At 72.1% G+C, this 21,758-nt stretch carries 17 protein-coding genes, 1 tRNA gene and 2 pseudogenes; 13 read left to right on the top strand and 7 right to left on the bottom strand.

Translation table 11 applies throughout. The annotated features are described in order from the left end of the window. The first annotated feature begins 37 nt into the window (after window positions 1-37). Complete coding sequence (locus tag ACIQG9_RS20880; RefSeq protein WP_400404759.1) at window positions 38-733, top strand: winged helix-turn-helix domain-containing protein; 696 nt, start codon at window positions 38-40, stop codon at window positions 731-733. A 163-nt stretch (window positions 734-896) separates the two neighbouring features. Further along, window positions 897-968 (top strand) — tRNA-Arg (locus ACIQG9_RS20875). Window positions 969-1,277: 309 nt separating this feature from the next. On the opposite strand, the gene ACIQG9_RS20870 is transcribed toward ACIQG9_RS20875, so the two are convergent. Beyond that, on the bottom strand, window positions 1,278-2,294 hold the full coding sequence (locus ACIQG9_RS20870; protein WP_400404756.1) for an alpha/beta hydrolase family esterase: 1,017 nt from the start codon (window positions 2,292-2,294) through the stop codon (window positions 1,278-1,280). A 133-nt stretch (window positions 2,295-2,427) separates the two neighbouring features. Between ACIQG9_RS20870 and ACIQG9_RS20865 the strand changes: the two genes are divergently transcribed. The 6 genes from ACIQG9_RS20865 to ACIQG9_RS20840 all read left to right on the top strand — a co-directional run bounded on the left by ACIQG9_RS20865 (window position 2,428) and on the right by ACIQG9_RS20840 (window position 9,628). Beyond that, complete coding sequence (locus ACIQG9_RS20865; RefSeq protein ID WP_400404753.1) at window positions 2,428-3,081, top strand: TetR/AcrR family transcriptional regulator; 654 nt, start codon at window positions 2,428-2,430, stop codon at window positions 3,079-3,081. 3 nt (window positions 3,082-3,084) lie between these two features. Then, entirely contained in the window at window positions 3,085-3,966 is an 882-nt protein-coding gene (locus ACIQG9_RS20860; protein ID WP_400404751.1) for an alpha/beta hydrolase, read from the top strand. A gap of 284 nt (window positions 3,967-4,250) precedes the next feature. Further along, window positions 4,251-5,798 carry a multiple monosaccharide ABC transporter ATP-binding protein gene (gene mmsA, locus ACIQG9_RS20855; RefSeq protein WP_400404749.1) on the top strand — a complete coding sequence of 516 codons (1,548 nt, stop codon included), beginning with the start codon at window positions 4,251-4,253 and terminating at the stop codon, window positions 5,796-5,798. Next, window positions 5,795-7,093 (top strand): multiple monosaccharide ABC transporter permease, encoded by a 1,299-nt coding sequence (mmsB, locus tag ACIQG9_RS20850; RefSeq protein ID WP_400404747.1) that lies wholly within the window; start codon window positions 5,795-5,797, stop codon window positions 7,091-7,093. The genes mmsA and mmsB overlap by 4 nt, the downstream gene beginning before the upstream one ends. Before the next feature lie 52 nt (window positions 7,094-7,145). After that, window positions 7,146-8,249: a substrate-binding domain-containing protein gene (locus ACIQG9_RS20845; RefSeq protein WP_400404744.1), complete on the top strand. Its 1,104-nt coding sequence runs from the start codon at window positions 7,146-7,148 to the stop codon at window positions 8,247-8,249. Window positions 8,250-8,359: 110 nt separating this feature from the next. Then, a complete protein-coding gene (locus tag ACIQG9_RS20840) occupies window positions 8,360-9,628 on the top strand; it encodes an ROK family protein (RefSeq protein ID WP_400404742.1) in 1,269 nt (422 codons plus the stop codon). Between the two features lie 11 nt (window positions 9,629-9,639). On the opposite strand, the gene ligD is transcribed toward ACIQG9_RS20840, so the two are convergent. Next, window positions 9,640-10,599, bottom strand: coding sequence for a non-homologous end-joining DNA ligase (gene ligD / locus ACIQG9_RS20835; RefSeq protein ID WP_400404739.1), 960 nt, complete (start codon window positions 10,597-10,599; stop codon window positions 9,640-9,642). 180 nt (window positions 10,600-10,779) lie between these two features. On the opposite strand from ligD, the gene ACIQG9_RS20830 reads away from it, so the two are divergent. Both ACIQG9_RS20830 and ACIQG9_RS20825 read left to right on the top strand, forming a co-directional pair. Beyond that, window positions 10,780-11,367, top strand: a complete 588-nt coding sequence (locus ACIQG9_RS20830; RefSeq protein ID WP_400404736.1) for a TetR/AcrR family transcriptional regulator — start codon at window positions 10,780-10,782, stop codon at window positions 11,365-11,367. A 13-nt stretch (window positions 11,368-11,380) separates the two neighbouring features. Then, window positions 11,381-13,546, top strand: a complete 2,166-nt coding sequence (locus ACIQG9_RS20825) for an MMPL family transporter (RefSeq protein WP_400404733.1) — start codon at window positions 11,381-11,383, stop codon at window positions 13,544-13,546. Between the two features lie 94 nt (window positions 13,547-13,640). Here the strand turns inward: ACIQG9_RS20825 and ACIQG9_RS20820 are convergent, their stop codons facing one another. Further along, entirely contained in the window at window positions 13,641-14,897 is a 1,257-nt protein-coding gene (locus tag ACIQG9_RS20820) for an erythromycin esterase family protein (protein WP_400404731.1), read from the bottom strand. A 104-nt stretch (window positions 14,898-15,001) separates the two neighbouring features. Between ACIQG9_RS20820 and ACIQG9_RS20815 the strand changes: the two genes are divergently transcribed. Further along, the gene (locus tag ACIQG9_RS20815) at window positions 15,002-15,193 is read left to right on the top strand and encodes a DUF2795 domain-containing protein (protein ID WP_400404729.1); all 192 of its coding nucleotides are present in this window, start codon (window positions 15,002-15,004) and stop codon (window positions 15,191-15,193) included. 297 nt (window positions 15,194-15,490) lie between these two features. Here the strand turns inward: ACIQG9_RS20815 and erm are convergent. Continuing rightward, window positions 15,491-16,282: pseudogene (gene erm, locus ACIQG9_RS20810) on the bottom strand (ErmE/ErmH/ErmO/ErmR family 23S rRNA (adenine(2058)-N(6))-methyltransferase); the annotation flags it as partial. Window positions 16,283-17,210: 928 nt separating this feature from the next. Then, on the bottom strand, window positions 17,211-18,110 hold the full coding sequence (locus tag ACIQG9_RS20805; RefSeq protein ID WP_400404727.1) for a Gfo/Idh/MocA family protein: 900 nt from the start codon (window positions 18,108-18,110) through the stop codon (window positions 17,211-17,213). A 213-nt stretch (window positions 18,111-18,323) separates the two neighbouring features. Here ACIQG9_RS20805 and ACIQG9_RS20800 point away from each other — a divergent pair, with 213 nt between their 5' ends. Both ACIQG9_RS20800 and ACIQG9_RS20795 read left to right on the top strand, forming a co-directional pair. Continuing rightward, complete coding sequence (locus ACIQG9_RS20800; protein ID WP_400404724.1) at window positions 18,324-18,719, top strand: hypothetical protein; 396 nt, start codon at window positions 18,324-18,326, stop codon at window positions 18,717-18,719. Beyond that, window positions 18,712-19,197: pseudogene (locus ACIQG9_RS20795) on the top strand (hypothetical protein). The gene ACIQG9_RS20800 and the pseudogene ACIQG9_RS20795 overlap by 8 nt, the downstream one beginning before the upstream one ends. Here ACIQG9_RS20795 and fabG read toward each other — a convergent pair. Then, entirely contained in the window at window positions 19,170-19,928 is a 759-nt protein-coding gene (gene fabG / locus ACIQG9_RS20790; RefSeq protein WP_400404721.1) for a 3-oxoacyl-ACP reductase FabG, read from the bottom strand. The pseudogene ACIQG9_RS20795 and the gene fabG overlap by 28 nt on opposite strands. 95 nt (window positions 19,929-20,023) lie before the next feature. Continuing rightward, complete coding sequence (locus ACIQG9_RS20785; protein ID WP_400404718.1) at window positions 20,024-21,676, bottom strand: alpha-amylase family protein; 1,653 nt, start codon at window positions 21,674-21,676, stop codon at window positions 20,024-20,026. Window positions 21,677-21,758: the final 82 nt, after the last annotated feature.

Below are 21,758 nucleotides of genomic sequence, written 5' to 3'. Positions count from 1 at the left end.
TCGTGACCAGTTGTGATTCGGGCTCGTTGCGCAGGACGTGGGGGTTGCACTCAGAGACGCGCGGCGGTCGGTCACTAGCTGGTGCCGGCGCCACACCATCGGCGGTGACGGAGCGGTGGCAGCCGCCCGTCGCGGACACCGGCAGGGCGAGTCGGGAGCGCTCAGCCGGGAACAGGAACTCGAACTCATCGACACGCTCCGTGGGGTCCACCCCGACGAGTTCGGGCTGGACGAGGAGCTCTGGACGCGGCAGAGCCTCACCGCGCTGATCGAGCGCCAGTTCGACCTGGCGATGGAGACCGGCACGGTCGGGGCGTACCTGCGGGCCTGGGGGCTGGGGCCACGGGAGCCGCGCGAGCGGGCCTGCGGGCTCTGCGTCGGCGCGGTCGAGCGCTGGGTACGCGGCGACTACCCGGCCATCACCCGGGCCGCCCAGGAACACGACGCGGAGGTCTACTGGATCGGCCGGGTGCGCCTGCGGGGCACCATGCCGGCCGCGGACGTGATCTCGGCGGTGTCGTCCCGGGGCCGGGTCCGGTTCATGGTGACCACACCGAGCGTGGACCCGCCGCTGCCCCGTGACTTCGTGCTGCGGCTCAGCGGGGCCGACGAACGCCCGGTGCACCTGATCGTGGACGGCTCCTGGCCCAAGAACGAGTGGCCCCGCCGGCTGCCCCGGCGCATCGTCCTGCACCCCCTCCCGAGCTGCGGTCGCACCCTGGTCGCCGCCTGACCCGTGCGGGCCACGGCGAGTTCGTGGTGGCCGGCGGCGGCCCCGCTCGCCGCCGACGCGTGCCGGGCGCGGGTGGGACGGGCGGGGCCGGCGACACGGACGGGTCGGCCGATGCCGATTCGGCGATCGCGGAAGGGGTTTGCTACTCTTCTCAGGTCGCTGAGCCCCCGTAGCTCAGGGGATAGAGCACCGCCCTCCGGAGGCGGGGGCGCAGGTTCGAATCCTGCCGGGGGCACACAGAGTCACAAGAGCGCGATTCCATCGTGAGTCACTGATCGTGGCAACAGTGTTCGCGCTCCATCCGAACTGACGAGAATCCCCCCGGGCATCCTGCCCGGGGGGATTCTCGCGTCTGCGCTGCGCCCTGGCGATCCGCCGCAGGCAGCACGGCGACCGCCACGACGGCCCACGCTCACCGGCCCTGCTGGACCGTGCCGGCCGCCGATCCCGGCGGGTGCGCCCACCCGGCCGCCGCCGAAGTCCTGCGTGGACGCCGGGTCGGCACCCGCCAGGACAGCATGATGCCCACGCTGGCCGCCACGAGTCAGGGTCTCGGGTGGGCCAGGAAGAAGTCCCAGCTCAAGCCACTCGCGTCCGGGCCGGAGGGGTCGCCGTAGAGGCTGCACGAGCAACCGCCGGGGTAGACGTGACCCGCGCCGTCGATCAGGTACTGCTCGATCAGGGCGGCGCCGCCCGTCGACGTGTACGTCGAGTGGGTGAAGGTCCGTCCGCCGGGCACCTGGCCACGCACGACGGTGTCCGGTACGGCGTCGACGTCGTTGTCGTCGAGGCCGTCGATGGCGAGGTCGTCGGTCTGCGCCCACTGGCCGACGATCCGGTCGGCGGTCGAGGGGCGTACCACCAGGTCGGCGGTGCCCTGGAAGACGATCACCGGTACCGGCCGCGCCCGGCCGCCCATCTCCCGGTACGCGTCGAGCCCGGCCCGGTCGGGCGAGCGTAGTTGCAGGACGTCGCACTCGTACTCGCAGCCGGCCACGCTGCCCACGGCGGCGTAGATGTCCGGGTAGGTCACCCCCATGATCACGGACAGCACCCCGCCCGCGGAGACACCGGTGGCGTAGATCCGGCGGGCGTCGACGGTGTAGCGCGAGCGGATCTGGGTGGTGATCCCCGCGATGATCGAGGGCTCGCCGTACCCGCGACGCTGGTTGGTCGTCAGTGGCCAGTTCCAGCACTGCGCCGGGTTGGCGAGGACGGACTGGTCGGGGAAGACGACGATGAATCCGCGTCGCTCGGCCAGCGCGCTCAGCCCGGTGAGGAGGTCGAACCCGACGTCGTTCTCGGTGCAGCCGTGCAGGGCGACCAGCAGCGGTATCGGCGTGCCGGCGCGGTACGACGACGGCAGGTAGCCGTGGTAGTCACGAATGCCGGCGAGGTTGGTGTAGGTGCCGGAGAAGTAGGTGCCGCCGGCCGCGTGCGCCGGTGCGGCACCGACCACGCCGGCGACCAGCAGGGCGACGGCGGCGATCACGGCGGTGACACCGCGCCGGAACCGGGACAGCCGGGTCGGAGCGGGACGGTCCGGGGACGGATCGGACATGCCCACCCTCCTCCTTTCATCGTGGCAGGACTGCCAATCGATTGATTGGCATCGAGTGATGCTGGTCACTATCCGCCCGATGCCCTAGGGTGTCAACCAATCGATCGCTTGGCTCCTTCGAGGAGGCGGACCCGTGACGCGCCTGAACTGGGAACCGCGCCGGCTCACCGCGGTCAGCGCCGACCTCCCGGACGGGGTCACGCCGGCCGGCACCCGGGGACGCGTCCTCCGGGCCGCGTTGAAGCTCTTCGCCGAGTACGGCTTCTTCGGCGCCTCGATCCGCGACATCGCCCGCGAGGTCGGGATCAACTCGGCGACCCTCTACGCGCACTACCCGTCCAAGGAGCACATGCTCGCCGAGTTGATCAAAATCGGCCACGAGGAGTTGCACCGCCGGATGCGGCAGGCGCTCGCCCACGCGGCTTCCGAACCGGCCGTGCAGCTCACCGCACTGGTCCGGGCACAGGTGATCGTCCACACCGACTACCCGTTGCTGGCGCTGGTCGCCAACCACGAACTGCACGCGCTCACCCCGGAGCGTGCCGCGCCCGCGCTGGCCCTGCGCGAGGAGTGCCGCGAGATGCTGCTGGGGGTGCTCGGCAGCGGGGTGGCGCAGGGGGTGTTCCACAGCGCCGACGTGACGCTCACCGGCATCGCGATCGGCAGCATGGGCATGCGCGTGGCGAACTGGTTCGGCCCGGACCAGCCGTACACCCGTGAACAGGTCACCGACGCCTTCGCGGGGTTCGCGCTGCGGCTCGTCGGCGTACCGGCCGAGGAAGGATGAGCGATGGACGTCGAGCCTGTCGGGCAGGTACGGATCGCGGTGCCGGGCGGCACGCTGGCGGCGCTGCGGTTCGGCACCGGCCCACGGATCGCCCTGGCCGCGCACGGCATCACCGCCTCCGGCATGTCGTTCCGCGCGGTCGCGGCGCAGTTGCCCACCGACTGGAGCCTCGTCGCGCTCGACCTGCGCGGCCGGGGCGGCAGCAACCAGCTACCCGGCCCGTACGGGATGGACCGGCACGCGGCCGACATCTGCGCCGCCGCCGAACAGGCCGGCGGCGGGCGACCGGTCGTCCTGATCGGACAGTCGATGGGCGCGTACGCGGCGCTGCGCGCGACGGCCACCCGACCGGAACTCTTCAGCCGCCTGGTCCTGGTCGACGGCGGGCTGCCCCTGCCGGTGCCGCCGGACGCCGATCCGGACCAGCTCCTGGCCACCACCCTCGGCCCGGCGATCGCGCGGTTGAGCGACACGTTCGCCTCCGAGCAGGCGTACCTCGACTTCTTCCGGGCGCATCCGGCCCTGGCCGGCGACTGGAACGAGCACATGGCGGCGTACGTCCGGTACGACGCGACCGGGCCGCAGGGCGCGGTGCGGTCCCGGACCGACGCCGTCGCCGTCGCCGAGGACGGGCGCGACCTGCTGGTCAACGCCGCGTCCTTCGGGCCCGACCTGATCGGGCTCACCGTGCCGTCGGTGCTGCTCTACGCGCCACGCGGCATGTTCGGTCAGGAGCCCGGCATGCTCCCCGAGCCGCTCGTCCAGCACTGGCGGGCCCAGGCGCCGGCACTGCGTACCGAGCTGGTCGGCGGCACGAACCACTACACGATCCTGCTCACCGACGGTCCGGCGGCGGCGATCGCGAAGTGGATCACCGCCGGCTGAGGCGGCACCGGTCGACCCTTGGACCCCGCACGCTCCCTCGACGGCGCGGCGGGGTCGCTCCCATCGGGCGGCTCGCCCTTCCCGCCTGACCCGGGACGTCGCGGCGGGTCGGGGGGCAGCTCAGGCCCCGACCGTCGCCTTTATTGCCGGATTGTTACATCTTGCGTCCGCCGCTGGCCTTGCAGGTCGCCGTTTCGCGGAATAGGTTGCCGACGACAACAAAAACAGGTGAAGGTCGGATCCCTTCCGGAGGCATCGATGACAGCGACGAGGTGGTGCGAACCATGAGCGACGTGCCCATCCTCTTGGAGATGCGCTCCATCACCAAGGAGTTCCCCGGAGTCAAGGCCCTCTCCGACGTCAACCTGGTGGTGCGCGCCGGCGAGATCCACGCGATCTGCGGCGAGAACGGCGCCGGCAAGTCCACGCTGATGAAGGTCCTCAGCGGGGTCTACCCGCACGGCAGCTACACCGGCCAGATCCGCTACCAGGGCGCGGAGACCCGCTTCTCCGACATCCGGGCCAGCGAGCACGCGGGCATCGTGATCATCCACCAGGAGCTCGCGCTCATCCCCGACATGTCGATCACCGAGAACATCTTCCTCGGCAACGAGCCCCGCCGGCGGGGCGCGATCGACTGGAAGGCCGCGAACCGGATGGCGCTGGACCTGATGGCCCGGGTCGGCCTGACCGAGGACCCGGACACCCTGATCAAGGACATCGGGGTGGGCAAGCAGCAGCTCGTGGAGATCGCCAAGGCGTTCGCCAAGGACGTGAAGCTGCTCATCCTGGACGAGCCGACCGCGGCGCTGAACGAGGCCGACTCCCGGCACCTGCTGGACCTGCTGCGCGGCTTCCGCTCGCGCGGCATCACCTCGATCATGATCTCGCACAAGCTCAACGAGATCGAGGCCATCGCCGACCAGATCACCATCCTGCGCGACGGCCGGACGGTCGAGACCCTGAACGTCCGGGCCGATGGCGTCGACGAGGATCGGATCGTGCGCGGCATGGTCGGGCGCGAGCTGAGCAGCCGGTTCCCGGACCACACCCCGAAGATCGGCGAGGTCTTCTTCGAGGTCCGCGACTGGAACGTCCGGCACCCGATCTCCGCCGAGCGCCAGGTCTGCAAGAACGAGAGCTTCGTCGTACGGCGCGGCGAAATCGTCGGCTTCGCCGGACTGATGGGTGCCGGCCGCACCGAGCTGGCGATGAGCGTCTTCGGCCGCTCCTACGGGGTGTACGAGTCGGGCACGATCGTCAAGGACGGCAAGCCGATCGTGCTGAGGTCGGTGGCCGACGCGATCGCCCACGGGCTCGCGTACGTCAGCGAGGACCGCAAGGCGATCGGCCTCAACCTGCTCGACGACATCAAGGCGTCGACGGTGTCCGCCAAGCTGTCCAAGATCTCGCACCACGGCGTGCTCAGCGAGGTCGAGGAGTACCAGGCCGCCGAGTCGTACCGCCGGGAGCTGCGGACCAAGGCTCCCACGGTCGACGAGAGCGTCTCCAAGCTCTCCGGCGGCAACCAGCAGAAGGTCGTCCTGGCGAAGTGGATGTTCACCGACCCGGACCTGCTGATCCTCGACGAGCCGACCCGGGGCATCGACGTGGGCGCCAAGTACGAGATCTACGGCATCATCCAGCGGCTCGCCGACCAGGGGAAGGGCATCGTCGTCATCTCCTCGGAGCTGCCCGAGCTGATCGGGCTCTGCGACCGCATCTACACGGTGTTCGAAGGCGCCATCACGGGCGAGATCGCCCGGGCCGACGCGGACCCGGAGACCCTCATGAAGCAGATGACCTCGACGAAGAAGATGCAGACACGATGAGCCGTATCAAGGACCTGCAGAAGAACCTCTTCGGAGGTACCACCTCCAACGCCCGTCAGTTCGGGATGATCTTCACGCTGGTAGCGATCGTCGTCCTGTTCCAGATCCTGACCGACGGCCTGACCCTGCGATCGGACAACCTGATCGCGCTGTTCCAGCAGAACTCGTACATCCTGATCCTGGCCATCGGCATGCTGATGGTGATCGTCGCCGGGCACATCGACCTGTCGGTCGGCTCGGTCGCCGCGATCGCCGGCATCCTGGTGGCCAAGGCGATGGCCGACTGGTCGCTGCCCTGGCCCGCCGCCATCGTGTTCGGCCTGGCGATCGGCGCGCTGATCGGCGCCTGGCAGGGCTTCTGGGTCGCCTACATCGGGGTGCCCGCGTTCATCGTCACCCTGGCGGGCATGCTGCTCTTCCGGGGCGGCAACCAGTTCATCGGCAACGCGAACACCATCTCGGTGCCCGAGGGCTTCCGGGTGATCGGCGCCGGGTTCCTGCCCGAGGTCGGGCCGAACACCGGCTACAACAACCTGACCCTGCTGCTCGGCCTGGCGGCGTGCGTGGCCGTGGTGTGGCGGGAACTCTCCGCGCGCCGGACCCGCCGCGAGATGGACGCCGACGCCGCCCCGCTGTGGATCTCGATCCTGCGGATGGCGGTCATGGTCGGCGTGATCGTCTTCGCCTCGCTGCGCTTCGCCAGCGGTCGCGTCGGCACCAGCTTCCCGGTGTCCGGCATCATCCTGGTGGTGCTGGTGCTGGTGTACTCGTTCTACACCCGCAACACCGCCGGCGGCCGGCACATCTACGCGGTGGGCGGCAACTCCCGGGCCGCCGAGCTGTCCGGCGTGAAGCTCAAGCGGATCAACTTCTTCGTCATGATGAACATGTCCGTCCTGGCCGCCCTGGCCGGCATGATCTTCGTGGCCCGGTCGGCGGCCTCCGGGCCGCAGGACGGTAACGGCTGGGAACTGGACGCGATCGCCGCGGTCTTCATCGGTGGCGCGGCCGTCTCCGGCGGCATCGGGACCATCAGCGGATCGATCGTCGGTGGTCTGGTCATGGCCGTGCTCAACAACGGCCTGCAACTGCTGGGCGTCGGCACCGACCGCGTCCAGATCATCAAGGGCCTGGTCCTGCTGCTGGCCGTCGCGCTCGACGTCTACAACAAGAGCCAGGGCCGGTTCTCCGTCATCGGCAGCCTCACCAGATCGTTCCGCCGTGACGGATCCGGCACGCCCACCGCATCACCCGAGACGGACCGGGAGCCCGCCCGCACCAAGGTGCCCGGCTGACGCCCATCGTCCGCTCGTCCCGTATCACCTCCCCAGAAGGGCAACACACCCCATGCGCAACATCCTCGGCAAGTCGGTGGCCATCAGCGCCATCGCAGCGCTGGCTCTCACCGGGTGCGGCTCCGGCCGCGACGAGGGCACCAGCGGCGGCTCGGACGGCAACGCCAAGGGCTTCGCGGCGAACTCCCTGATCGGCGTGGCCCTGCCGGCCAAGACCTCGGAGAACTGGGTGCTCGCCGGTGACCTGTTCACCAACGGCCTGAAGGAGGCCGGCTTCCAGAGCGACGTGCAGTACGCGGGCGCGTCGACCACGGTCGCCGACCAGCAGGCGCAGATCACCGCCATGGTCACCAAGGGCGCCAAGGTCATCGTCATCGGCGCGACCGACGCCGCGCAGCTCTCGACCCAGGTCGCCGCCGCGCACGCCGCCGGTGTGAAGGTCATCGCGTACGACCGGCTCATCACCAACACCCCGGACCTCGACTACTACGTCGCGTTCGACAACTTCAAGGTCGGCCAGCTCCAGGGCCAGGCCCTGCTGGACGGCATGAAGGCCAAGAAGCCGAACGGCCCGTACACCATCGAGCTGTTCTCCGGCTCGCCGGACGACAACAACGCCGGTGTCTTCTTCAACGGCGCGATGGACGTCCTCAAGCCGGAGATCGACAAGGGCAACGTCGTGGTCGGCTCGAAGCAGACCGACGTCAAGCAGACCGCCATCCAGGGCTGGAAGGCCGAGGGTGCGCAGGCCCGGATGGACCAGCTCCTGACCTCGACCTACGGCAACAAGGAGCTGGACGGCGTCCTCTCCCCGAACGACACGCTCGGCCGCGCGATCATCACCTCGATCAAGAGCGCCAACAAGCCGATCCCGGTCGTCACCGGCCAGGACTCCGAGGTCGAGTCGGTCAAGTCGATCATGGCCGGCGAGCAGTACATGACCATCAACAAGGACACCCGGAACCTGGTCAAGCAGACCATCGCCATGGTCAAGTCCCTGCAGGCCGGTGGGACCCCCGAGGTGAACGACACCAAGTCCTACAACAACGGCAGCAAGGTCGTGGAGACCTACCTGCTCCCGCCGGTGGCCGTCACCAAGGCCAACGCGGCCGAGGCGTACGCGAACGACCCGAAGCTCGCGCCGCTCACCAAGTAAGCAGCAGCGGACAGTCGTCGACAACCGAAGGGTCCCGGAATGAGCATTCCGGGACCCTTCGTCGTCGCGGTGACCGACTGCCGTGGCACCGGACCGGAAGGAGGCCCGGCGTGGCGACACCTGCCTGGTCCGGCCTCGCCCGGTCCCGGAACCCGGAATTCCCCGGGCCGACGGCGGCCGTGGCGGGCCCGGAGGAGATCCGCCGGCAGAACCTCGGTGCCGTGCTGCGCTACGTCCACGTGCACGGTCCGACCTCCCGGGCCGAACTGACCAGCCGGCTCGGCCTGAACCGCAGCACCATCGGCGCGCTCGCGGCGGACCTCGCCGCCGGCGGCCTGGTCACCGAGGAGGCACCCGTCGGCGTCCGCCGGGCCGGACGCCCCTCGCCCGTGGTCACCCCCCGCTCGGACCGGGTCTACGCGCTCGCGCTGACCGTCGAGGCGGACCGGCTGCGGGCCGCCCGGATCGGTCTCGGTGGACGCATCCTCGACGTGCGCGAGGCGAGCCGGCCGGCCGGCATGTCCGCCCTCGACGCCGTCGGCCCGCTGGCCGGCCTGGTCCGCGACATGGCACGCCGCGAGGTCGCCGACGGGCTCTTCGTGGGCGGTGCCGTGGCGGCGACCGACACCACCCGTGACCGCGACGGCCGGATCCGCATCGGCGGCGCCGACGCGACGATCGGCACCGTCCTCGGGGCCGAGGTGGCGGCCGGAGCGGGCTTCGTCACCGGGGACCTGGCCGACTTCACCGGCCTCGCCGAACACGTACGGGGCGCCGCCACGGGCGTGGACGACCTCATCTACCTGCACGGGGACCTCGGCGTCAGCGCCGGCATCATCATCGGCGGACGACTCGTCGTCGGCCACCGGGGGCACAGCGGCAAGGTCGGCCACATGGTGGTCAACCCCGGCGGGCTGCCCTGCGGCTGCGGCTCCCGGGGCTGCTGGGAGACCGAGGTCGGCGAGGCCGCGTTGCTGCGGCACGCCGGCCGCGAACCCGGCGGACGCGGCCTCGTCCTCGACGTCCTGCGGGCGGCGGCCGACGGCGAGCCGACGGCCCGGAATGCCGTCCGGCAGGTCGCCGACTGGCTGGGGTTCGGGGTGGCGAACCTGGTCAACGTGGTCAACCCCGGCACCGTCGTGTTCGGCGGCTCGCTGCGGGAGATCTACGCCGCCGAGCCGGACCCGGTCCGCCGCCGGCTGGACAGCATCGCGCTGCCGGCGTCCCGGGAGCACGTGCGGTTGCGGGCGGCGACCCTCGGCTGCGACGGCCCCCTGATCGGGGCCGCCGAACTCGCCTTCGACACGCTGTTGGCGGATCCGTTGCACGTCCCGGCCACCGGCCAGCCGGAACCCGGACCGGCCGGCACCGCCACCTGACCGGGGGCGGCTCAGCCGGCCTCCCGGCGGGCCCTCGCCCGGCGTTTCCCCTCGTGCATGGCCTGCACCCGGGCCACCGGGATGGTCCGCCCCTCGGCCACCAGGTCGGCGGGCAGCGGTTGCGGCCCGGGCATCGCCCCGGCCCACGGGTCCCGGTCGGCGACCAGCGCCGGGACGGTCCGCACGGTGAAGTCGGCGGGGGTGACCGCGTCGAGGTCGTCCCAGGCCACCGGGAAGGAGACGGGCAGCCCGGGGCGGAGCCGGGGGCTGTACGCGGCGACCACCGTCGCGCCGCCGGCCCGGGTCGGGTCGACGAAGACCCGCCCGCCCCGGTCCTCGCGGATGAACGCGGTGGTGGCCAGCTCCGGGTCGAGGCGCTCGGCGTGTACGGCGAGTGCCCGGGTGGCCGCGGCCACCTCCTCGGCGGTGGTCTCCGGGTGCACCGGGACGAAGATGTGCAGCCCCTTCGCGCCACTGGTCTTCACCGCGCCGGCCAGCCCGACGTCGGCCAGCGCCCGGCGGACCAGCCCGGCGGTCCGGACCACCGGCCCGAAGGCGTCCCCCTCGGGCGGGTCGAGGTCGAGCACGAGGTGGGTGGGGTGCGCCGGGCGGGTCGCCGTGACCAGCGTGGGGTGGTACTCGACCGCCCGCTGGTTGGCGAACCAGAGCAGGGTGCGCCGGTCGTCGCAGAGCGCGTACGACACCTCGCGGTGGGACGCCTCCGCCCAGATCGCGGTGCGGCGTACCCAGTCCGGGGTGTACTTCGGCAGGTTCTTCTGCATGAACGGGTCCTGCCCCCGGAGCAGCCGGACCACCGACAGCGGCCGGTCGCGCAGGCCGGGCAGGATCCGGTCTCCGACGGCGTCCAGGTAGTCGACCAGGTCGCGCTTGGTGACGTCACCGCCGGCGAGCAGCGGTTGGTCCAGGTTGGTCAGTCCGACCCCGGCCCGGGTCTCCTCCGCCCCGCTCATCCGCCCACCTTCCCGGCCAGGACGGCCGGACGCAACCCGACGCGGCGGTCAACCGTGATCGGTTTTCCGCCGGGGCCTGGACGCGGCCACCCGCCTCCGCCGACCGGTGTGGCGAACGCCACCAGAGTGGTCTGACCGATCGGTCAGAGTCTGACCGATCGGTCAGGCATGCTGGAACGCATGACCCGCCCGACCCCCCGTACGCACGGCGAGATCCTCGCCGCGGCGGCCCGGCGGTTCGCGGTGACCGGCTACAAGGGCACCTCGTTGCAGGACATCGCCCGCGAGGTGGGCTGCTCGAAGGCGGCGGTGCTCTACCACTTCGCCGGCAAGGAGGCGCTGCTCGCCGAGCTGATGGCGGGGCCGATCGCCGTGCTGCGCGAGTTGGACGGGCGGATCTCGGCGCTGACCGGGGCCGAGGCGCAGCGCGTCGCGGCGGAGGGCTTCGTCGACCTCGCGGTGCGGTTCCGCGAGGAGATCGCCCTGCTCCGCGGCGAGTTCCCGGAGCTGCTGGCCCAGCCGGCGTTCGCCCACGTGCAGCGCATCTCGGAACGGCTGATCGAGGCGCTGACCGGCCCCGACGGTCGGCAGGACGCCCGGGTCGCCGCGCTGGTGCTGCTCGCCGGGATCGCGGAGGGTTGCGGCGCGTTCGCCGACATCCCCGACGACGAACTACGACCCGCCCTGCTGTCGGTCGCCCGGCGTGCGCTCGTACCCGCCACATCGCCGCCACCACGGCCGCCCCTCGACCCACCCCACCACGATTGAGGACAAGGATCTGATGGCGACCCTGCTGTACCGGCTCGGCCGGGCATCGTTGCGCCGCCGGCGACTCGTCGTCGCCGTCTGGCTCGTCGTACTCGTCGGCCTCGGCTTCGCCGCGGCCACCCTGAGAGGCCCGACCGCCAGCAACTTCACCATGCCCGGCACCGAATCGCAGCAGGCGCTGGACCTGCTCGCCGAGCGGTTCCCGGCGGCCAGCGGCGCCACCGGCACCATCGCGGTGAAGGCGCCCGCGGACGGCCAACTCATGACGCCCGAGGGCCAGGCGGTGGTCAAGGGGGTCGTCCAGGAGGCCGCGACGCTGCCCGGAGTGGTCGGCGCGGTCGACCCGTACCAGTCCCAGGCGATCACCCCCAACGGCCGGTACGCCCTGGTCCAGGTGCAGTTCGCCACCGGCGCGGACGGGGTCACCGACGCCCAGCGCGAGGCGTACGAGAAGGTCGGCGCGCAGGCCGAGGCGCAGGGCTGGCAGGTCGCGTCGGGCGGTGAGGTGCTCAACTCCGAACCCGAGGTCGGCTCCACCGAGGCGCTGGGCGTCCTGGTCGCCGCGATCGTCCTGATCGTCACCTTCGGCTCGCTGGTGGCGGCCGGGATGACCATGCTGAACGCGCTGATCGGCGTCGGGGTCGGCATGGCCGGCCTGTTCGCGCTCAGCGGCGCGGTCGAGCTGACCAGTACCGCCCCGATCCTGGCCCTGATGCTCGGCCTGGCGGTCGGCATCGACTACTCGCTGTTCATCACCTCCCGACACCGGCAGAACCTGCTCGACGGGCTCTCCCCCGAGGAGGCGGTCGGCCGCGCCGTCGGCACCGCCGGCTCCGCCGTGCTCTTCGCCGGCGCGACCGTGGTCATCGCGCTGGCCGGGCTCGCCGTCGTCGGCATCCCGTTCCTCACCGTGATGGGTCTGGCCGCCGCCGGCACGGTCACCGTGGCGGTGCTGGTCGCGATCACCCTCGCCCCGGCGCTGCTCGGCTTCGCCGGCCGCAGGGCCCTCCCCCGCAAGCTGCGCAGCACCGAGGCCGCGCCGGCCGCCGAGGACCGCTCCGGTTTCGGCTTCCGGTGGGCGCACTGGGTGACGAAGCTGCGGATCCCGGTGATCCTGGTCGGCCTGCTCGGCCTCGGGCTGCTCGCGCTGCCCGCCCAGGACATGCGACTGGCCCTGCCGGACGCCGGCACCGCCCCGGCGGGCACCCCGGCCCGGGCCAGCGCCGACCTGATCCGGGAGGGCTTCGGCCCCGGCTTCACCGGCCGGCTCGCCGTGGTGGTCACCTCCGACTCCCCGCAGCACACCTCTGCCGCCGTACCGCAGGTCACCGCGCTGATCCAGCGCACCGACAACGTGCTGGCCGTGGCCCCGCCGCAACTCGACCCGTCCGGGCGGACGGCGCTGCTCGGGGTGATCCCGAAGACCGGCCCGACCGACGCCGCCACCGAGACGCTGGTCCACGACATCCGCGACCAGGTGGGCTCGATCGGCAACGCCGAGGTGCTGCTGACCGGGGCGACCGCGATCGGCATCGACGTGTCCGAGAAGCTCTCCGACGCGATGCCGGTCTACCTGCTGCTCGTCGTCGGACTGTCGATCCTGCTGCTGATGCTGGTGTTCCGGTCGATCCTGGTGCCGGTGAAGGCGGCGCTGGGCTTCCTGCTCACGGTGGCCGCCACCTTCGGCATCACCGTGGCGGTGTTCCAGCAGGGCCACCTCGCCGACCTGGTCGGCCTGGACACCCCGGCGCCACTGATCAGCTTCCTGCCGATCCTGCTGATCGGCATCCTGTTCGGCCTGGCCATGGACTACGAGGTGTTCCTGGTCTCCCGGATGCGGGAGGACTTCGTGCACGGCGACACGGCCCAGCAGGCCACCATCAACGGGATGGGGCACGGCGCCCGGGTGGTCACCGCCGCCGCGCTGATCATGATCTCGGTGTTCGGCGGCTTCGTCTTCCTCGACGACCCGGTGATCAAGTCGATGGGCTTCGCGCTCGCGGTCGGCGTCGCCATCGACGCCTTCGTCGTCCGGATGACCATCGTGCCGGCGGTGATGTCCCTGCTCAACACCAGGGCCTGGTGGCTACCCCGCTGGCTCGACCGGGCCCTGCCCAATGTCGACATCGAGGGCGAGGGGCTGCGCGCCCACCTCGACAAGCAGCCGGTCAACGCCTGACCCCTGGCGATCCTGTCGTTGTGGTGCCTGCGAAGGCTGCGAGAGCGGCCCGACCGGGCACCACAACTACATGATCCACAACGGACCGGCCCGGTCACACCCCGGCGGGGTAGGTCTCCAGTTCACCGAAGGTGGTCAGGGCGGGCAGCGGGTGCAGGGCGGTGGTGTCGTCGCACCAGATGAAGGCGTCGTAGCGGTCGGCCAGTCGGGTCGGCACGTAGTTGCCCCAACTCTCGTAGGTGGGGTCGTAGACCACGCCGATGGCCCGGTGGTCGGTGGTGTCGGTGACCCACTCCGGCTGGTCCGGGCCACCGAAGACGAGCACCGCCCGCTCCGGCATCAGCTCGTGCATCCGCTGCTCCACCGAGCCCTCCCGGGCCGGCGGCACCACCATCGCCTCGGCCGGCGAACCCCAGCGGGGCGCGGCGATCACCGTCCCCCGGTAGCCACCCAGGCCGACCAGCGCCACCGCGTCCCGGCCCAGCCGTTCCCGGGCCAACTGGCCGATGTTGACCATCCCGTCGACGGCCATGTCGGTGGCCCGGGCGTCCCCGACGTGCGTGTTGTGCGCCCAGACGATCCCCCGCGATCCTGGGCCGTACCGGTCCAGCAGCCGGTCCAGGGTGTCCGCCATGTGGATGTCACGGACGTTCCACGAGTCCGGGCCGCCGTGCACCATCGCCCGGTAGTAGCGCTCCGCGCCGGCCACCACCTCCGCGTTCTGCCAGGCCGCGAAGGCGTCCGGGCCGTCCGTCGACACGTGTGCCCGGGTACGCGCCAGCAGGCGCACCACCTCCTCCTCGCAGCGCGCGGAGACGAACCGGCTGGCCGCGCCGTACTCCTCGACCCGCTTGCCGTACGGCTCGAAGCACCGGTACGCGTCCTGCGCCGCCTCCAGCGAGTTCGGGTCCTCCTCGCCGAGGTAGTCGAAGATGGCCTGCATGGACTCCCACAGGCTATAGACGTCCAGCCCGTGGAAGCCGGCCCGGTCCCCCTCCGGACGGTCCAGGTTCCACGCCCGCAGCCACCGGCAGAACCGGTCCACCTCGGCGTTCGCCCACATCCAGGTGGGCCACCGTTCGAAACGTCCCAAAGCGGTACGCGGGTCAACCGCGCCGCCGGGTGCGCCGACGACCGAGCGGTGCACCCGGTCGCAGTCGGGCCAGTCCCCCTCCACCGCCACGAAGTCGAAGCCCTGTTCGGCGATGAGCCGCCGGGTGAGCTGCTCCCGCAGCCGGTAGTAGTCGTAGCTGCCGTGCGTCGCCTCGCCGATCATGACCACCCGGGCGTCCCGGACGCGCTCCAGCAGCGGGTCGAAGTCGCTCGGCGCGCCGAGCCGCTGAACCAGCATGCGCGGGGCTACCCGGCGGGTCGGCGGGCCAAACCGGCACACCGCCGCCAGGGACGGAGCGCGGACGGCGGTGTGGCGACGGGCGGAACGGGTAGCCGCACGGCATGAGCGTCACCGGGATGCAGTTGCAGGAGTACCTGGCCGGGCTCGACTACCCGGTCTCCCGCGAGGACCTGGTCCGCTGGGGGCAGGAGAACGGTGCGAGCACCGACCTGCTGCAGATGCTGCGGGCCCTGCCGGCCGAACAGTTCGACGACCCGGCCGAGCTGAACGAGGCCCTGGCCACCCTCGCCTGACCGGGGACCCCGACAGCTGGCGGGCACCCGCAGGCGGTGCCCGCCCGGACCCGTAGGTGGCCGGGCAGGCGGTGCCCGCCCGGGTCGGACGCGTCGAAGGTGGACCCCTCCCGCTGGACCAGCCACTCTCGGGGTGGCCCGCCACCGGCCGGCGAGGTGGTGTCACCGGCGATGTCGCCGTGGGTCGTCCGGTCTCGCCTTCCGTCCGCTCCACCGGGTCGTCCGGTAGCCGTTCGGTGCCGCGCCCGCCCCGGGCCGGTGCCGGTCCGCACCCGGGTCCCGGCCCGTCGGCACGGTGGCGTGCAGCAGCCGGAAGAGCACCAGCCACTGCTCCGGCCAGACCAGCCCGACCGGGGTGGCCGGGTCGAGCCGGGCCGCCCGCAGCGCGCCGTCGACCCGCCGGCCGGGATGCGCCGCGCGCAGCGACGCCGCGAGCGACCCGCCGGCCCCGCCGAAGCCCAGCTCCACCATCCTCCGGTACGCGGGTAGCGCCGCCGGGGCCACCAGCGGCTCCGGCCGACGCTCGATCCGCAGGATGCCCCCGTCGACGGCGGGCACCGGACGGAAGGCGGTCCGGGCCACCCGGCCGGCGAGCCGCCAGTGATGCTCCGGCCAGGTCAGCACGGTCAGCCGACTCCAGCGGCCGTGGCCGCCGGTCCGCTTGCGGGCGTACTCCCACTGGGTGAGCAGGGTCGCCGTGTGCAGCGCCGGGGCGGCGAGGCACCAGCGGACCACCGCTGCGGTCAGCGACCAGGGAATGTTGCCGACCACCGCGAACGGCTCGGCCGGCGGCGGCGCGGTCAGGAAGTCGGCCTGCCGGAGGGTGACGTGCGGCAGCGGCGCGCAGACCGCCGCCAACTCCGGGACGACAGCGGGGTCGACCTCGTACGCGACCAGTCGCCCGCACCGGCCGGCGAGCGGTCGGGTCAGCTGGCCGCGCCCGGCGCCCACCTCCAGCAACAGGTCGTCGGGGCCGGGTCGGGCCGCCCGGATCAGCCGCGCGACGGCGGCCGGGTCGGCGAGGAAGTTCTGGGACAGTACGCGACGGGACCGGTCGCGTGCGGTGGTGCGGTCTCGGCGGGGCGCCACGAAGATCGTCCTGTCTGTCGCCGACCGGCGACGGTACGGACAGGCAGCGCACAGCGGGGCCTGTCCGAGCGAATCGGGACTCGGACGACCCTGGAAAATCGGCGTGGGACGCAGCGCGACAACACCGCAGGTACGGCGATCAGCCGGACCGGTGCCAGCCGGACGACGGTCAGGCTGGGTTCGGTGAACAGTCGGGTCCGGTCAACAGCCAGGCACGACCGTCAGGCCGGTCAGGCCAGACACGGCGGTCAGACCGGTCAGGCCGGACACGGACAGTCAGGCCAGACGCGGCGAGTGGACCGAATGCGGCGATCAGACCGAGCGGCCATCGGACCGATAGCGGCGGTCAGGTCAGGCGCGGTGGGCGTCCCGGCCGGCCAGGGCCGGACGCCGGACTCGCGGACGGGCAACCAGGAGGAGGCCCCGCGCGGCCGGCGTGACGGCCACATTGATCAGGGCGTGCGTGAACATGCCGGCCAGGCTAACGCACACCTGGCATTCCGCGACCGCATTTTCGGCTCCGGGCCCGCCCGCGCACGCCCGGCGGACCGACCCCAGACCCCGACTCCGACCCAGCCCAGCCCGGACCCGGCCCGACCCAGCCCCGGACCCAGCCCCGGACCCAGCCCGGGCCGAACCCGGGCCGAACCCGGACCCAGCCCGGGCCGAACCCGGACCGAACCCGGACCCAGCCCGGCCCCGCACTCCAATTCGGCCTCCAGCCCGGCCTCCAGCCCCGGCCTTCGACCCTCGACCCTCGACCCAGCGCCCGCCGGCTCGGCCGCTCACTCCCCGTAGCCCCGCGCGGCCGGCGATGGTGTGACTCCACACAGGTCGGATGGCGAGACCCGCATGGTCCGAGGGGCACAGGGCAGTCGGGCCTGGACGCCAGGCGGAGACTGGACGCCAGGCAGAGACTGGCGCGCTGTCAGAGGTCGACGGTGCGGGCCTCGGTACGGGCGGTGTCGGCGGCGGTCAGGACGGCGACGACCTCGCGACCGAAGCGGACGTCGCACCGGTGGTCCCGGGTGCCCGCGTTGACCTCCGCCAGCAACTGGTCGATGGCGGTGCCGTAGGCGGTGAGCGCGCTGCCGTCGCCCGGCGGAACGGCCTCGGTGCCGTTCTCGCCGAAGAAGACGAAGTCCCGGGTGACCGCCGTCGGTGGGGCGTCCAGGGTGAGCGAGAGCCCGCTGGTCGCGCCCCCGTCGTGGGTGAGCAGCAGGTGGACCAGGCCACCGGGGCCGTCCATCGCGGCGACCCGGGTGACCCGGCCGAGCACCGGCAGGACGATCGAGAGCGCGTGGGGGCCGATGTCCCACAGCGCGCCCTGTTCCCGCCGCCAGCGCGAGTCGCCGTACGGGTTGCCGGGCTGGTAGATCGAGGCGAACTGGGTGGCCCGCGCGTGCTGCCAGCCCCCGGCTGCGGCGGTGGCGGCGAGGAAGCCGTTGACGTTGGGCTGGAACCGCTGGGTGAAGAAGACCACCGAGGCCACGCCGGCGGCCTGCGCGGCGGCGACCACCCGGTCGGCCTCGGCGAGGCTGAGCGCCAGCGGCTTGTCCAGCAGCAGGTGCCGGCCGGCGGTGGCGGCCCGGACGGCGATGTCGGCCTGCACGTCCGGCGGGAGGGCCACGGCGACCGCGTCGCAGGCGTCGAGCAGCGCGTCGACGTCGTCGAACGCCGGTACGCCGTGCCGGGCGGCCAGCGCGCCGGCCTTCTCCCGGTTACGCCCCCAGACGCCGACCAACTCGGCGCGTGGGTGCGCGTCGAGCCCGGCGCCATGCGTCTCCGCCGCCCAGTGACCGGTGCCGAACAGGCCGAACCGCAGCACGAGTACCCCCGGTGTCGTCGTCGGCCACGGGATCCGTGACCGTGATCCACGGTAGTCGCCCGTCCCGGCCGACGCAGGCGACGCGACCGAGACCGGCACGGCCGACACCGACGAGGCGGCCGACACCGGCCGACCCGGCCCCCGGGACGACCGCGAGTACTACGCCGGTTAGTAGGCTGTGCCGGTGACCGAGACACCGACCGGATGCCCGCGATGACCAGCGCCGCCTCGGCCGGCTCGCCGGTGGACGGGATCCTCGCGACGGCAACGATCGTGCTGTCGCTCGTACTCGCGCTCTGGAGCCTGGTGGCGGCGCTGCGGCACCGGCCGCCGGACCGGCTCCAGTTCGTCGGCCTGGCCGTGCTGGAACTGGCGCTGCTCGCGCTGGCCGTGGCGGCGCTGGTCGCCCTCGGCGGCGGCGAACGGCCCGGCGAGGCCGGCGCGTTCTTCGGCTACCTGGTGACGCTGGTCTGCCTGCCCCCGCTGGCCTGGGTGCTGGCGAGGATGGAACCGACCCGCTGGGGGTCCGCGATCGTCTGTGCGATCTGCCTGGTCACCCCGGTGGTCGTGGTCCGACTCCAGCAGACCTGGGAGGTCGTCGGTGGCTGACACCCGGGCGCCCCAGCGGGCCACCAACGCCGGGCCGGGGCGGCTGCTGATCGCCGTCTACATCCTGTTCGCCGTCGCCGCGACCTCCCGGGCCGGGCTCCAGATCGCCACGAGATTCGACGAGGCGCCGGTGGCGTACCTGCTCTCCGCGCTCGCCGCGCTGATCTACATCGTGGCGGCGGTCGGGCTGGCCCGGGCCGGCCACGCCGGCCGGCGGATCGCGCTGGCCTGCTGTTCGGTGGAGCTGGTCGGGGTGGTCGGCGTCGGGGTGCTCAGCCTGGTCGACGCCGAACTGTTCCCCGACGCGACGGTCTGGTCCGGCTTCGGCAGCGGGTACGGCTACATCCCGCTGGTGCTGCCGGTGCTCGGCCTGATCTGGCTCTGGCGCACCCGCGCCGACACCCCCGCCTGACGCGTCCCGCCCGGTGGACCGGGCGGGACGCGGGGCGATCAGTCCTTCGGCCCGCCGGCAACGTAGATGACCTGGCCGGAGACGAAGGACGCCCCCTCGCTGACCAGGAACGAGATGGTGTGCGCGACGTCCTCCGGCCGGCCCGGGCGGCGAACCGGAATCTCGGCCGCGGCGTGCTTCTGGAGGTCGTCGAAGTCGACCTTCATCCGGGCGGCGGTGGCGGCCGTCATGTCGGTGACGATGAAGCCGGGGGCGACCGCGTTGACCGTCACGCCGAACGGGCCCAGTTCGATGGCGAGGGTCTTGGTGAAGCCCTGGAGACCGGCCTTGGCCGCCGCGTAGTTGGCCTGGCCCCGGTTGCCCAGCGCGGAGGTACTGGAGAGGTTGACGATCCGGCCGTACTTCCGCTCCACCATGTGCTTCTGGGCGGCCTGGCTGAACAGGAACGCGCCGCGCAGGTGCACGCCCATCACCGTGTCCCAGTCGGCGTCGGACATCTTGAACAGCAGGTTGTCCCGGAGCACACCGGCGTTGTTGACCAGCACGGTCGGCCCGCCCAACTCGGCGGCGACCCGCTCGACCGCCGCCTCCACCCGGGTCCGGTCGGCGACGTCCGCGCCCACTCCGAGGGCCCGGCCGCCGGCGGCGACGATCGCGTCCACCGTCCCCTTGGTCGCCGACTCCTCGATGTCGACCACGGCGACGGCCATGCCGTCGGCGGCCAGCCGGCGGGCGGTGGCCGCGCCGATGCCGCGCGCGGCTCCGGTCACGATGGCGACGCGGGGCTCCTCCGACATGATTACCTCCCGGTAACTTGTGGCTCGATCGGAGGAGCTTAACCCAACGGTACGCCCACCCACCGGGCCTCGACCGGCCCGAACCCCGCCGTCCGTCAGCCGGCGACGCCCCGGCGAAGCCGGATCCAGCGGTAGCCGTGGCCGGCCAGCTTCAGACTGTCCAGCTTGCCGACCTCGCCGTAGCCCCGGTCGGTCAGGACGTCTATCGGCAGTTCCGCCTCGGGGGCCAGGGTGCCCAGGTCGACCTCGACGTCGTCGGTGCCGAGGTGGTGCAGGAAGACCATGGTGCCGGTGGGGCCGTCGGCGCGGTGCGCGAGCACCCCGGCCGGCACCGGGACGTCGATGTGGCTGGTCGTGCCGGAGCCGATCTCCGGTGCCTCGCGCAGCGTCCGGATCATCCGCTCGAACCAGGCCAGCAGCGACCTCGGGTCGCTGCGCTGGTCGGTCACGTTGACCTGCTGGTAGCCGAAGTCACCCTTGTCGATCACCGGGCGGACCAGCTTCTCCGGGTCGGCGGTGGAGAAGCCCGCGTTCTCCTGGTACGACCACTGCATCGGGGTACGGATCGCGCTCCGCCCCGGCAGCGCCAGGTCCTCGCCCATGCCGATCTCCTCGCCGTAGCGCAGCACCGGCGTGCCGCGCAGCGAGAACTGCAGGGAGTACGCCAGCTCGATGTGTCGGCGGTCGTTGCCGAGCATGGGGGCGAGTCGACGCCGGATGCCCCGGCCGTAGAGCTGCATGTCCTCGTCCGGACCGAACCTGGCGAGGACGTCGTTGCGCTGGTCGGCGGTGAGCCGGGACAGGTCGATCTCGTCGTGGTTACGCAGGAAGGTCGCCCACTGGCCGCCGGTGGGCAGCTTCGGGGTGTCGCGCAGCGCGTCGATGATCGCCTCCGGGTCCTCCCGGGTGAGGGCGAGCATCAACCGACCGTTGAGCATGAAGTCGAAGAGCATGTGGATCCGGTTGCCCGAGCCGCTGCCGTCACCGAAGTAGACCGGCAACTGGTCCGGCTCGACGTTCGCCTCGGCCAGCAGGACCGCGTCGCCGCGCCGCCACTGCACGTGCTGACGCAGGTCGGTGAGGAACTCGAAGTCCTTCGGCGAGTCGGGGTTGCCCGGCTCGGTCCGCTCGATGATGAACGGCACCGCGTCCATCCGGAAGCCGGCGACACCGAGCTGGAGCCAGAACGAGGTGATCTTCTTGATCTCCTCGCGGACCTTCGGGTTGTCGATGTTCAGGTCCGGCTGGAACCGGTAGAACCGGTGGTAGTACCAGGCCCTGGCGGTCCGGTCGTAGCTCCACGTCTCGTGCTGCTCGCCCGGGAAGACCATGCCCTGGTGCCGGTCGTCCGGCTCGTGCTCGGACCAGACGTACCAGTCCCGGTACGGCGAGTCGGGCGAGGACCGGGCGGACTGGAACCACGGGTGCTGGTCGGAGGTGTGGTTGACCACCAGGTCGATGATCACCCGGATGCCCCGGTTCTGCGCCTGGTGCAGCAGCTCGGCGAAGTCGCCGAGGGTGCCGAGCCGGGGGTCGACGTTGTAGAAGTCGGTGGCGTCGTACCCGTCGTCCTGGTTGGGCGACGGATGGATCGGGTTGAGCCAGAGGCAGGTCACCCCCAGCCGGGCCAGGTAGTCGAGCCGGCCGATGAGGCCCTGGAAGTCACCGACCCCGTCGCCGTCGGAGTCCGCGTACGTGTCGACGTCGAGGCAGTAGACCACGGCCTCCGAGTACCACCTGTCACCCATGCCGGCCTTATGTCTCCGATCGGCCGTCCCGGCAAACGCGGACGGCCGTCCCGGCGAACGCGGACGGCCGTCCGCCCACCGC

This window comes from Micromonospora sp. NPDC092111, from assembly GCF_044755745.1.
Taxonomy (GTDB): domain Bacteria; phylum Actinomycetota; class Actinomycetes; order Mycobacteriales; family Micromonosporaceae; genus Micromonospora.
This window is presented reverse-complemented; position numbering and strand designations above follow the sequence as displayed.

What these genes read in the sequence shown, in the direction of transcription:
- ACIQG9_RS20870 (WP_400404756.1), bottom strand. Translation starts at nt 2,294, where the DNA reads ATGTCCGATCCGTCCCCGGACCGTCCCGCTCCGACCCGGCTGTCCCGG.
- ACIQG9_RS20860 (WP_400404751.1), top strand. Translation starts at nt 3,085, where the DNA reads ATGGACGTCGAGCCTGTCGGGCAGGTACGGATCGCGGTGCCGGGCGGC.
- mmsA (WP_400404749.1), top strand. Translation starts at nt 4,251, where the DNA reads ATGAGCGACGTGCCCATCCTCTTGGAGATGCGCTCCATCACCAAGGAG.
- mmsB (WP_400404747.1), top strand. Translation starts at nt 5,795, where the DNA reads ATGAGCCGTATCAAGGACCTGCAGAAGAACCTCTTCGGAGGTACCACC.
- ACIQG9_RS20845 (WP_400404744.1), top strand. Translation starts at nt 7,146, where the DNA reads ATGCGCAACATCCTCGGCAAGTCGGTGGCCATCAGCGCCATCGCAGCG.
- ligD (WP_400404739.1), bottom strand. Translation starts at nt 10,599, where the DNA reads ATGAGCGGGGCGGAGGAGACCCGGGCCGGGGTCGGACTGACCAACCTG.
- ACIQG9_RS20830 (WP_400404736.1), top strand. Translation starts at nt 10,780, where the DNA reads ATGACCCGCCCGACCCCCCGTACGCACGGCGAGATCCTCGCCGCGGCG.
- ACIQG9_RS20825 (WP_400404733.1), top strand. Translation starts at nt 11,381, where the DNA reads ATGGCGACCCTGCTGTACCGGCTCGGCCGGGCATCGTTGCGCCGCCGG.
- ACIQG9_RS20820 (WP_400404731.1), bottom strand. Translation starts at nt 14,897, where the DNA reads ATGCTGGTTCAGCGGCTCGGCGCGCCGAGCGACTTCGACCCGCTGCTG.
- ACIQG9_RS20815 (WP_400404729.1), top strand. Translation starts at nt 15,002, where the DNA reads ATGAGCGTCACCGGGATGCAGTTGCAGGAGTACCTGGCCGGGCTCGAC.
- ACIQG9_RS20800 (WP_400404724.1), top strand. Translation starts at nt 18,324, where the DNA reads ATGACCAGCGCCGCCTCGGCCGGCTCGCCGGTGGACGGGATCCTCGCG.
- fabG (WP_400404721.1), bottom strand. Translation starts at nt 19,928, where the DNA reads ATGTCGGAGGAGCCCCGCGTCGCCATCGTGACCGGAGCCGCGCGCGGC.
- ACIQG9_RS20785 (WP_400404718.1), bottom strand. Translation starts at nt 21,676, where the DNA reads ATGGGTGACAGGTGGTACTCGGAGGCCGTGGTCTACTGCCTCGACGTC.